Source organism: Cryobacterium sp. AP23 (genome assembly GCF_054075385.1).
The window spans coordinates 1,136,963-1,148,698 of sequence record NZ_CM133415.1; the positions used below are offsets into that span (position 1 = coordinate 1,136,963).

At 64.1% G+C, this 11,736-nt stretch carries 10 protein-coding genes; 1 reads left to right on the plus strand and 9 read right to left on the minus strand.

The window, feature by feature from the left end:
* Nucleotides 1-90: 90 nt before the first annotated feature.
* Entirely contained in the window at nt 91-651 is a 561-nt protein-coding gene (locus tag ACU5E9_RS05380; RefSeq protein ID WP_456812590.1) for a TetR/AcrR family transcriptional regulator, read from the plus strand.
* Nucleotides 652-714: 63 nt separating this feature from the next.
* Here ACU5E9_RS05380 and ACU5E9_RS05385 read toward each other — a convergent pair whose 3' ends face one another.
* The 9 genes from ACU5E9_RS05385 to ACU5E9_RS05425 all read right to left on the minus strand — a co-directional run bounded on the left by ACU5E9_RS05385 (nt 715) and on the right by ACU5E9_RS05425 (nt 11,648).
* The gene (locus ACU5E9_RS05385) at nt 715-1,344 is read right to left on the minus strand and encodes a bifunctional 4-hydroxy-2-oxoglutarate aldolase/2-dehydro-3-deoxy-phosphogluconate aldolase (RefSeq protein WP_456812591.1); all 630 of its coding nucleotides are present in this window, start codon (nt 1,342-1,344) and stop codon (nt 715-717) included.
* A gap of 3 nt (nt 1,345-1,347) precedes the next feature.
* Nucleotides 1,348-2,349 (minus strand): sugar kinase, encoded by a 1,002-nt coding sequence (locus ACU5E9_RS05390; RefSeq protein WP_456812592.1) that lies wholly within the window; start codon nt 2,347-2,349, stop codon nt 1,348-1,350.
* On the minus strand, nt 2,349-3,893 hold the full coding sequence (locus tag ACU5E9_RS05395; protein WP_456812593.1) for a UxaA family hydrolase: 1,545 nt from the start codon (nt 3,891-3,893) through the stop codon (nt 2,349-2,351). Before ACU5E9_RS05395 ends, ACU5E9_RS05390 begins: the two co-directional genes overlap by 1 nt.
* Nucleotides 3,894-3,949: 56 nt before the next feature.
* A complete protein-coding gene (gene uxaC / locus ACU5E9_RS05400; RefSeq protein WP_456812594.1) occupies nt 3,950-5,335 on the minus strand; it encodes a glucuronate isomerase in 1,386 nt (461 codons plus the stop codon).
* 48 nt (nt 5,336-5,383) lie between these two features.
* Entirely contained in the window at nt 5,384-6,841 is a 1,458-nt protein-coding gene (locus tag ACU5E9_RS05405) for a tagaturonate reductase (protein ID WP_456812595.1), read from the minus strand.
* Nucleotides 6,841-8,226, minus strand: coding sequence for a Gfo/Idh/MocA family protein (locus ACU5E9_RS05410; protein ID WP_456812596.1), 1,386 nt, complete (start codon nt 8,224-8,226; stop codon nt 6,841-6,843). Before ACU5E9_RS05410 ends, ACU5E9_RS05405 begins: the two co-directional genes overlap by 1 nt.
* 67 nt (nt 8,227-8,293) lie before the next feature.
* Nucleotides 8,294-9,223 carry a carbohydrate ABC transporter permease gene (locus ACU5E9_RS05415; protein WP_456812597.1) on the minus strand — a complete coding sequence of 310 codons (930 nt, stop codon included), beginning with the start codon at nt 9,221-9,223 and terminating at the stop codon, nt 8,294-8,296.
* Nucleotides 9,216-10,121 carry a carbohydrate ABC transporter permease gene (locus tag ACU5E9_RS05420; RefSeq protein ID WP_456812598.1) on the minus strand — a complete coding sequence of 302 codons (906 nt, stop codon included), beginning with the start codon at nt 10,119-10,121 and terminating at the stop codon, nt 9,216-9,218. The genes ACU5E9_RS05415 and ACU5E9_RS05420 overlap by 8 nt, the downstream gene beginning before the upstream one ends.
* Before the next feature lie 90 nt (nt 10,122-10,211).
* Entirely contained in the window at nt 10,212-11,648 is a 1,437-nt protein-coding gene (locus ACU5E9_RS05425) for an ABC transporter substrate-binding protein (RefSeq protein ID WP_456812599.1), read from the minus strand.
* Nucleotides 11,649-11,736: the final 88 nt, after the last annotated feature.

Consider the following 11,736-nt stretch of genomic DNA (forward strand, 5'->3'; position numbering starts at 1 on the left):
GAACCATACCAACCATTTTGGTCGGTATTGCAACCATGGTGGTAGGTTTGTCGTAGCCGCGAGGCCGACCCGACGATTGGAACACTCCTGATGGCGACCGCCTCCAAAACTAAATCGGACGACGTGGGCATTCTGGACGCCGCCGCGTTACTCTTTGCGCGCTATGGATTCGAGCAAACGTCTATCCAATCCATCGCCGACGCAATCGGTCTGTCGAAGGCGGGACTGCTCCATCACTTTCCGCACAAGATCGCGCTATACGCATCGGTTGTCGACCAAAGCCGGATCGAAATGGATGGGATCCGAGAGAGACTTGCGGGCCAACCCGATGGGCCGCAGCGGGATCGAGCGGCGATTCGGCTGCTCGTCGATCTGGCGCTCATCCGACCTGGACTTGTCGCGCTGCTCCTCGGGACAGCGGTCCCCTCGGGCACCAGCACGACCCCGCCAGAGTTGGAAGCGACCAGGCTCTCGCTCTTCCGAACCTTCGACAACGACATCCCGGCGGTCAGTCGAACCATTCGCGTTATGGCGGCCCTAGCCGCCCTCGGCGTGCTTGCCCTCGCCGCCATCCAGGTCGACGACGCGTCGGGGTGGCGAGACGACATCATCGCCGCCAGCTTCGACGCGCTGGGGCACCACACCCCGTGAAAGCCCCATAGAGGCAGCTCCGGACTCACCGGTTGTGGGCCACGAACTGGCCTGTGGCTGGGGTCAGCCAGCGATCAGGGCGCGCACGAGGTCGAGTTGGGCGTCGTCGGCGAAGGCGCCGGAGAGGCCGACCACGCTGGTGCCGGCGGCCAGGAACTCCGGGGCGTTGAGGGCGGTGACGCCGCCGGTGGCGATGAAGTTGGTGTCAGGGTACGGGCCCTTCTGCGCCTTGACCCAGGCCGCACCGAGCAGTGACGCGGGGAACGCCTTGACCCAGGTGAGGCCGAGGGCTCGGGCCTGCAGGATCTCGGTGGCGGTGGCGATGCCCGGCAGGTGCGGGATGCCGCGGCGCACGCTCTCGGCGACGATCACCGGGTCGAGGCCGGGCGACACCGTGAACGCGACGCCGACGTTGGTGGCGGCGTCGAGCTGCTCGAGGGTGGTCACAGTTCCTGCACCGATGACGAGGCCGCGTTCGGCGGCGGCGTCGGCGACGGCCTGCAGCACGGGCACGGCGTCGATGGTCTGAATCGGGATTTCGACGTGCTCGACGCCGGCATCCCAGGCGCGCACCGACAGGCGCACGGCCTCTGCGGCGGACAGGCCACGGAAGACGGCGATGACGGGAACCGCGAAGAAGTCCCCGGGGAACCATTCGGTGGTCTTGATCGGCTGGATAGTGGACTGGGTCATGGGTTATCTCCTGAGTTCGAGTTCACGGTCGTCCTCGCTGGTGCCGTGGGGTTCGTCAGCCGACATACGCTGGCCGAGCCCGGGGCGGAAATCCTGGCGGCTGCCCAGCGCCCAGGCTGCGCGGGAGTGCCCACGAGCCAGTCGGTCCGCGGAGGTCTCCGCGGTGATGAGGCTGGACAGGTAGCCGGCAGCGAAGGCATCGCCGGCGCCGACGGGTTCGACGACGTCGACCTTGCGAGCCGGGACGACGGTGATGGTGTCGGTGCCGTCAGCGCTCGACGAGAATTCGGTGGCGTCGATGGAGCCGTCCTTCACCACCAGGTACTGCACATTCGGCAGCAGGGCGCGCACGTCCGCTGAGGTCGCGCAGCCCCAGAGGGTGTCCGCTTCGTCCAGACCGACGAGCACGACGGTGGCCTTGGCGGCCAGCTCGAGCAGGCGCGGTGCGGCTTCACTGACCGGCCAGAGGCCCGGCCGGAAGTTAATGTCGAAGGAGACGGAAGCGCCCCACTCGTGGGCGTGGTCGAGCACATGTTTGACCAGTTCGGCGCAGCTCGCCGAGAGCGCCGAGGTGATACCAGTGGTGTGGATCCACCGGGCGCCGGCCAGGGGCCAGCCGGCGGCATCCGTGATCTTCAGCGCGGATGCCGCCGAGCCTGTGCGGTAGTAGAACACGTGGGCTCCACTGCCGGTGTCGGGTTCCTTGAGGTAGAGCCCGGTCGGTGCGTCGGCGGTGCGGCCGACCCACCGGGTGTCGACGCCGGCGTTGCCGAGGGCGTCGATGATCTTGGTTCCGACGGGGTCGGTGCCGACGGCGCTGGCCCAGGCGACCTGGTGGCCGAGCTCGGCCAGGTGCATGGCGACGTTGGACTCCGCGCCGCCGGTGCCGAGGGTGAAGCCGGCGGCGGTGTCCAGCGTCACCGAGCTGGTGGGCGTGAACATGCCCATGGTCTCGCCGAAGCAGACCACGGTGGGCTGACCGGCGGGTTCTGTGTGTCCGCTCATCAGGTCACGGCTCCGATGTGCCACGGCACGAACTCTTCCTGGCCGACGTCGAACTCTTCGCTGACGGTCTGGGTGCCGCTGGCGACGGCGATGATCATCTCGAGGATCTCGGCGCCGACCTCGTCGACGGTGGCGTTGCCATCCGCGATGCGACCGGCGTCGATGTCGATGTCGTCACCCTGGCGCACGAACAGCTCGGTGTTGGTGCCGACCTTGATGCTCGGGGTGGGCTTGCAGCCGAAGACCGAGCCGCGGCCGGTGGTGAAGACCACGACGGTGGCGCCGCCGGCGACGAGGCCGGTGACCGACACCGGGTCGTAGCCGGGGGTGTCCATGAAGCCCAGGCCCCGGGTGTCGATCGGTTCGGCGTATTCGTAGACGGCGGCGAGGTCGGCGTGGCCGGCCTTGGTCACGGCGCCGAGGGACTTCTCCAGGATGGTGCTGATACCACCCTCCTTGTTGCCCGGGGAGGGGTTGTTGTCCATGGTGCCGCCGTTGGCGTGGATGTAGGTCTCCCACCAGTCGATCCGGTCGATCAGCTTGTGGCCGACGGCGGGGGTGGTGGCGCGGGCGGTCAGGAGGTGTTCTGCACCGTAGATCTCGGGGGTTTCGGCGAGCACGCTCGTGCCGCCGTGCGACACGAGCACGTCGGATGCCCAGCCCAGGGCCGGGTTGGCGGTGATACCGGAGTAGCCGTCGGAACCGCCGCAGTTCAGTCCCAGCACGAGCTCGGAAATGTCGATCGGTTCGCGCTGGCGGGTGTTGATCTGCTCGGCCAGGGCGAGGATCTTCGCCACGCCGGCGGCGACGGTGTTCCGCATGCCGCCGGTCTCCTGGATGGAGAGCGATTCGATGACGGTGTCGCTGGGCATGCCGCCCTCGGCCAGCACCAGGCTGGTCGGGGTCATCTCGCAGCCCAGGCTGAGCATCAGCACGCCGGCGATGTTGGGGTGCCGGGCGTAGCCGTTGAGGGTACGGAGCAGCACCTGCGCGCCTTCGCTTTCCAGCACGAGGCCGCAACCGCTCTGGTGGGTGAGGGCGATGACGCCGTCGACGTTCTCGAACTGGTCGAGCACGCCGTTGCGGAACCGGTCGGCGATCAGCTTGGCGGTGGTGCCCGAGCAGTTCACGGTGGTGAGGATCGCGATGTAATTACGCGTTCCGGCCCGGCCGTCGGCCCGGCGGTAACCGTTGAAGGTGCGGCGCTCGGTGGGCGTGGGCAGCTCGGTGTGCACGGTGCCGAACTCGTGGGTCCGGGCGGCGAGGTCCATGCCGATGTTGTGGCTGTGCACCTGCTCGCCCCGGCTGATCGGTGCCGTGGCGACGCCGATCGACTGGCCGTACTTGTGCACGGTCGCGCCGGCCTCGAGGTCGGTGAGGGCGATCTTGTGGCCGCTCGGCACAAGCGTGCCGACGGTGAGGATGCCGCCCCCGACGGGGAGGGACTCCCCCGGGAGCAGGTCCCGGAGGGCGACGGCGACGTCGTCACCCTCGGCCATCACCAGCACGGAGGTGCCGGTCGCGATGCTTTCAATGTGTGACATGAGAATCGATTCCTTAGGAGTGGACGGGAATGCCGGGCTAGTCATCGAATAGAGGTCTAGAGGCCGAAGTAGTTGTGGGCGTTGTTGAAGCAGATGTCTTCGACCATCCGGCCGAGGATCGCTTCGTCGTCGGGAACCTCGCCGAGTTCGACCCATTCGCCGATGAGCTCGCAGAGGATGCGGCGGAAGTACTCGTGCCGCGGGTAGGAGAGGAAGCTGCGCGAGTCGGTGAGCATGCCCACGAAGTTGGACAGCAGGCTCTCGTCGGCGAAGGTCTGCAGCTGCAGGCGCATGCCGTTGCGGGTGTCGTTGTGCCACCAGGCGCTGCCCAGCTGCATCTTCTGCACGGTGTCCTTCTGGTACGCGCCCATCAGGGTGGCCAGCGGCATGTAGTCGTTCGGGTTCAGCGAGTACAGCATCGTGCGCGGGATGGAATCCTCGGACTCCATCGAGTCGAACAGCTTGGCCAGCGGTTCGGCGACGGGGCGGTCGTTCAGGCCGTCGTAACCGGTGTCCGGGCCAAGCTTGCCGAGCATCACCTGGTTGGTGTTGCGCAGCGCGTGCAGGTGCAGCTGCATGGTCCAGTTCTTCACCTGGTACATCCGCATGAGGGCCTTGAGGATCTCGGTGCGGTACTGGGCGATCTGTAGCGCAGTCAGGGCGCCGCCGCCGATGGCGGTGGTGACGATGGTGTCCAGCTCGGCCTCGCTGGCCTCGGCGTACACGACGGTATCGAGGGCGTGGTCGGAGAGGCGGGCTCCCATGGAGTGGAAGAAGTCGACCCGGGCGGCCAGCGCGGCGACGATGTCGGCGAAGGCGCCGATCCGGACGCCGGCGGCGGTGCCGAGGGTGACCAGGTAGTCGGCGAAGCCGGCAGCGTGGATGTTCATGGCCTTATCGGGGCGGAACGCCGGGACGACGGTGAAGGCCTTCTCGCTCTGCAGCAGTTCGTGGAAGTGCAGGTCATCCGCCGGGTCATCCGTGGTGCAGATGGCGGTGACGTTGCTCGAACGGATCAGGCTGCGGCGGGAGAACCCGGCCGTGGCCAGGAGCGCGTTGGCCCGGTCGTAGACCTCGCGGGCGGTCTCGCGGCTGAGCACCAGGTCGATGTTGAAGAAGCGCTTGAGCTCGAGGTGCGTCCAGACGTAGAGCGGATTGCCGAGCGCCTTCTCCACGGTGCCGGCCCAGGCGTAGAACTTGTCGAAGTCGTCGGCGTCGCCGGTGATGAGGTTCTCCGGCACCCCGTTGGCGCGCATCAGGCGCCACTTGTAGTGGTCACCCTTCAGCCACACCTCGGTGATGCTGGCGAAATTCAGGTCCTCGTAGATCTCCTGCGGGCTCAGGTGACAGTGGAAGTCGATGATGGGCATGTTCTTGGCGTGGTTGTGAAACAGCTTCTTCGCCATGTCGGTGCCGAGCAGGAAATCGTCGTTCAGGAGCATGATCTGCAGTCCTTTAATCGAGGGCGTCGCGGTTGTCGCTGCACACGCCTAGGCGTGGAGCTCAACGACGGAGGTGGGGAGGCCGGCGAGGGTGGCGCGTACGCCTCTGTCCCGCAGGCTGACCAGGCCAGCGGTCACCTGCTCGACGAGGCCCTGGATCGCCGTGAGGTCGGTTCCCCAGAGCGTCTCGTCGGAGAGAACGTCCGTGACGTAGTTGTCACCCGCGTATGCCGCATGAAACCGGGCAGTGGTCTCGGCGCTGTCAACCGCTGATGTGTTCAAGGCCGGGTCGCCGCTGTACGCGAGCAGGATCGCGGAGAGCACCAAGGTGATCCGGGATGGCAAGGCACCGTTCGTCACTTGGAAATTCACCAGGATCGGCAGCAGGCGGGTTGCGAACTTCGAGGTGCTGTTCAGTGCGATCGAGGCGAGATCGTGGTGCATGAACGGGTTCTCGAAGCGTTCCTTGACCGACTCGGCGTAGGCAGCGAGCTCGTCGTGGGGCAGGTCGAGCACCGGCATGATCTCCTCGTACATCACCGTGTCGACGAGCGGGCCGAAGTCGGCGTCGAGCATGACGTCGCGCACGGTCTCGACGCCGGCGAGGCGGGCGAGGGAGGCCATGGTGGTGTGCGGGGCGTTGAGCAGGAACACCTTGCGCTCGCGGTACGGGGTCATGTCATCGGTCACCGTGACGTTGAGGCCGGCCTTGGCCAGCGGCAGGGTCTCGGTCAGGCCGGCCGGCCCCTCGATGACCCAGAGCAGGAACGGCTCCGCCTTGACGATGAGGCGATCGTCGAAGCCGAATTCGGCGCACAATTCCTCGGCACGGTCCTTCGGGTAGCCGGGAACGATCCGATCAACCATGCTCGAGTAGAAGACGTTGTCGGTGTTGACCCACTGCACGAACGCGTCGCCGAGTTCCCAGTTGGCGGCGGTCATGAGCACGGTCTCCTTGAGCTTGTCGCCGTTGTGCTCGATGAGCTCGCACGGGATCAGGGTGAAGCCCTTCTTGCCCAGTTCGAAGCGACGGAAGAGCAGCGCGGTGAGCTTCCCGGGGAAGCTCGCCTGCGCAACGCCATCGCGCTGGTCCCGGTCGTCAAAGACGATGCCGGCTTCGGTGGTATTTGAGAAGATGAACTCGATGTCGTCATCGTTCGCCAGGTCGAGATAGGCCTGGTAATCGGTGTACGGGTTGACGGTGCCATTGACAACCGTGATCACCTCGGAACTGCGTACCTCCCGGCCATCCTCCGTTCCTTCCAACAGCACCGTGTAGAGCCCGTCCTGCTCCTCGAGTATGGCAACATGCCCGCCCGCTCGCGGCTGCACGATCTTGACGCCGCCGTTGAAGAGGCCCTGCTTGTTCAACTGCTGCAGTTGCCAGTCCACGAAGCCGCGGAGGAAGTTGCCCTCACCGAACTGGATGGCCCTGGTGGGTAGTTCTGGCTTCGGGTGGATGGCGCTGGTGAGTCGTTCCATGAGGATCCGTTCTGTGTCTGGCATCAAGCCGAAGCCTCACTCGGCTCCTCGAGTAGGTCGAGTCCGAGGTCGAGTCCGAGGTCAAGCCCGAGGTCGAGGTCGGCGACCAGGACGGGCTCGGAAGTCTCGAGTGAGCGATTACCCGCGATACCCACCGCGACCGATCGCACTCCGTCAAACCATGCGGCCGGTCGGCCGAGGGGGTCGTGCGCATGGCCGTCGAAGATGTCGGAGAGCATTCGAGCGTCTCCCCCGCCGTGTCCGCCCTCCGCTGCCTCAATCGTGATCTCGCGTGCCGACTCCCAGTGCCGCTGGACCACAAGTCGCTCGAGCTGCGCGCGCGCCTCGTTATCGCCGCTGGTCACGGTGCTGAAGCTCGGATCAAGCACCACCGGGCCGTCGACAATCACGGCCGCGCGTTCGATGACCTCGAGTTCAGCACGCCCCTCGGTTCCGGTGATTGACACGCGGTACCCCTCCCAGGGGCTGTACGCGACCAGGGAGTACGTCATGGTCGCCCCGCTCGCGTAGTCGACGAGAAGCGAGAGCGAGTCTTCAATGGTGATTCCGGGTGAGAAGACGTCACGGTCACGGAGATATCCGTCCACGCCCTCGGCTTGCAAGTAGAGGGCTTCCAAGCGAGGGTCGGTTCGCAGGTCGAGTTGGAAAGGGTCGGTCGGACCATCGTGTGTGCCCCGTTCCGGGCGCACACCGAGGCCACGCGAACGAGCATTGACGTCGCCGTAGAACCGGAGTCCGCCGGACGCGAACACACGCGTCGGTGTGTCCGCTATCCACCAATTCACCAAGTCGAAGTGGTGTGACGCCTTGTGGATGAGCAGTCCGCCCGAGTTCGCCTTGTTACGGTGCCAGCGGCGAAAATAGTCGGCGCCGTGCGACGTGTCGAGCACCCATTCGAAGTGAACACCGGTTACCTGACCAATCGCCCCCGATTGCACGACCTGTTTGAGAGCGCTGTTCCGAGGTGAATAGCGGTAGTTGAAGGTCACGACTACCTGGCGACCGGTGTCGCGAACAGCCTGGGCGATGCGTCGGCACCCTTCAGCGTTGATCGTCAAGGGCTTCTCCACGACGACGTCAGCACCCGCTCGCAGCACGCGGTCGATGTAGTCGGCGTGGAGGTAGTCCGGCGTTGCGATGATGACTCGATCGATGGAGCGCTGCGCGATCAGACCGAAAACGTCGTCGGGATCCACCACGTCAACCGAGAACCCACGCTCGCTCACCCGCTCTGCGTGATAGCGGGATCGAACCGGGTTCGAATCCCCCAGTGCGACCAAGCGGGCGACGTTGGAGTGCGGGCCCGTGATCGCGTCGATGTACATTTCTGCTCGGTGACCGGTACCGATAATGGCGTAGCGCAGTTGTGGGGTGGGCGTCGAGTTCATGAAAAGTTCCCTGTGAGTCTTGAAATATCTGGTGAGGTGGAAGGCGCGGAATCTAGCCGGGTGGCACTCACTTGAGGCCGGTCGTGGCGATGCCCTTGATGAGGTATTTCTGTCCCACCAGGAAGACGAGGAAGATGGGGACCAGAGTCACGATCGACATGGCGAACAGTGAACCCCAGGACGTACCGCTGCTGGCATCCACAAAGTTCCGTAGCGCGACGGGCGCGGTCTGCAGTTCGGGCTTGGTGAGGTAGATGAGCTGCCCGAAGAAGTCATTCCAGGTCCAAATGAAGGTGAAGATCGCCGTCGTGGCGAGAGCCGGCACCGAGAGAGGCAACAGAACCTGGAGATAGATCCGCCAATAGCCGGCACCGTCGATGATTGCCGCTTCGTCGAGTTCACGGGGCAAGCCACGAAAGAACTGCACCATGAGGAAGATGAAGAACGCATCGGTCGCGAGGAACTTCGGCACTATCAGTGGCAGGAAGGTGTTGACCCAACCCAGTTGCGAGAAAATGACGTACTGCGGCACTTGCACCGCGAAGACCGGCACCATCAGGGTCAGGACCATGACGCCGAAGAAGAGGCCACGGCCGCGCCACTGGAGCCGAGCGAATGCATATGCCGCCATGGAACAGGTGATCAGGTTGCCCAGGAGCGCTCCGATGACAACGATCATCGAGTTGCCGAGGTACAGGGTGAACGGGTTTCCGAGGGCGTTCCAGCCTTCGGTGTAGTGGCTGAGATCGATCTCGCTCGGAATCAGTGACGGGTCACGGAAGATGAGTGCCTCAGGCTTGATCGAGCTGGCGACCATCCACAGCAACGGATAGAGCATCACGATGCCGGTCAGAATGAGAACGACGTGCTTGAATGCCCCCTTGAGTCGCGCCGTGCGCGCCGACTTGAGTCTGGCTGCGGTAGAGAGTCGAGCGCGTTCGGTGGATTCCTGCACGAGGTCTGCGCGTGCATCGGCTTTGTTCATGAGGTCAGTCACTGTAGAACACCCATCGCTTGCTGAAGTAGAAGTTGACTGCGGTGAAGGCGCCGATGATCAGCACCAGGAGCCACGCCATTGAGGACGCGTAGCCCATATTCAGCTGGCCGAAACCCTGTTGATAGAGGTACAGCGAATAGAACAGAGTGGAGTCGCTTGGACCGCCCGTGCCGCCGCTGACGACGAAGGCTTGGGTGAAACTCTGGAAAGAGTTGACGATCTGCAGGATCAAGTTGAAAAAAATGATCGGGCTAAGCAAGGGCAGCGTCACGTGTCGGAACCGTTGCCAGGCGCTGGCCCCGTCAAGACCTGCGGCTTCGTAGAGTTCCTCGGGGATCTGCCGCAGTCCTGCGAGGAAGATCACCATCGAGGATCCGAAGGTCCAGACGTGCAGGATGATCAGCGTACTCAGCGCGGTATCAGGATTGGAGATCCAACCCGGTCCTTCTATACCGAAGACAGCGAGTAACTGGTTGATGAGCCCGTTGACTCCGAAGACCTGGCGCCAGAGGATACCGACCGCAACAGACGCACCCAGAAGTGACGGCAGATAGAACGCGGATCGGTAGATCGCGAGGCCCCGGATTCCCCGGTTCAGCACCGCGGCCAGGGACAGTGCGACGACCAGAAGAAGCGGCACTCCGATTAGGACGTAGGTGAACGTGACCAGCAAGGACTTTTGGAGCCGGGGATCGGATGCCATCTCGACGTAATTGTCGATGCCGATCCATTCGGGCGGGCTCAGCAGGTTGTAGTCGGTGAAGGAGAAGTACAGTGACGCGGCCATCGGACCGACAGTTATGAAGAGTAGGCCGACGAACCAGGGGATCATGAACGACCAGGCCGCGCGTTCTTCACGCTTCACTGCGCTGCTCCGCGCCGTGCGTGGTTTTGACATCGTGTTTCTTTCTCGTGTGAACAAAGGTTCAGTGGAAGTGAGCGGGGGCCTCTACGCGCTGCGCCGCGGCCCCCGCTCGGAGTGCCTGCTCTACAGGGCTGCCGACAGCTCGTCGAACATTCGCTGTCCGGCCTCTTCTGGGGTGATCCGCCCGAAGAGGACGTCCTGGTTGACTCGGTCAAAGATGTCGGTCTGAGCCGATGCGGCATCGGGGTTCGGTCGTGCCAGCGGCGAGGGGTCCAGGTCGGTCACCTCGGTGATGTAGTCACCGATCCGGGTTTCAACGGGGGTGAGTTCGGGTGTGATCGCAGTGAGCACGGTTTCGCTTGCCGGGACGCCTCGGTCGAACTTGAGGATCGATGCGGATTCAGGCGTGTTGAGGAGGAAGTTGATGAGTTCCGCAGCTTCCGCGGGGTGCTCAGACTTCGCCGAGATGGTGAAGTACTGCGCAGGCGTGGCCCACGCGCCGACCTCGTCGGCGTCCGCCTCTCCCGGAAAGAGCAGCAACTCGGTTTCGCGGCCGCTGGCGGCTTCGAGTGCTCCGAGCTGGTTCACGGAGAGCATCTGCGTGGCGCCGGTGTGCAGTGCGATGGGGCTCTGCTCAATCGCTCCACCCGAGGACAGGTTCTCCACTGCTTGTTCGGGCGAGTCAGTGGCACCACTGTCGCGGAGTTTCAGAACCCACTCGAAATAATCGGCGAGAGTGTCGGGCTTGAATCCGAGCTCCGTGCCGTCCTTGGCGTACCAGTCTTCGCCTTGCTGACGGATCCAGGCGGTGGACGGCTGAATGTACATCGGTATCTGGGCACCCGTGACCCCGGTGGCAGCCTTGATTTCCTTGGCAATGTCGATGTAGTCATCCCACGACCACGAGGTGTCATCGGGGATCTCGACGCCGGCATCGGTGAACGCCTGGGGATCAACGACAATGCTGAATCCGCTCAGCCCGGTCGGAGCTCCGAATATCTGGTCATCGACGGTGACGGGTGCGAGCGATGCTTCAGACATGTCGTCAGTGGGTAGCTGTTCGCTGACCTCATTTAGATCCAGGAGCTGGCTGTTGTCGATGTACTGGTAGACGAACGGATCCGTCATCTGCACGATGTCGGGCAGGTCCCCGGAAGCGGCGCTGGTGGCCAGCTTGTCGAAGTAGGAGTCGAATGCCGAAAACTCGGGCTCAACGGTGATGTTGGGGTGTTCCTTCTCGAAGAGGTCGATGACCTCCTTGGTGATGGCGTGCCGCGTGTCTGATCCCCACCAGGCGAAGCGAATGGTGACCTTCTCGTCGCCGCCACCGGCGTTCGTACCGCCGCCGGCGGGCGACGAGCTGCAGCCTGCGAGGACAACGACAGTGAGCGCCGCGGCGACAACGCCAAGCCGGCGACCTCTGCGAAATGTGCGATTCATAGGAGACTCCTTTGTTCCATGTAGTTCATGCAGGGTGATGTCGGACGTCAACGCTGACGAGCTGTCTCGCATGAGCCCTAACCGCACAGCGCCGGTAGATCCGGCGGCCTCTGCGGACACGACTCGTACTGTGTCTCATGCCTCTTCGTTGAAACCTTCACAACCACGAACACTCGTAACGTGGTCAGGAGCAACTATGACAACGGTT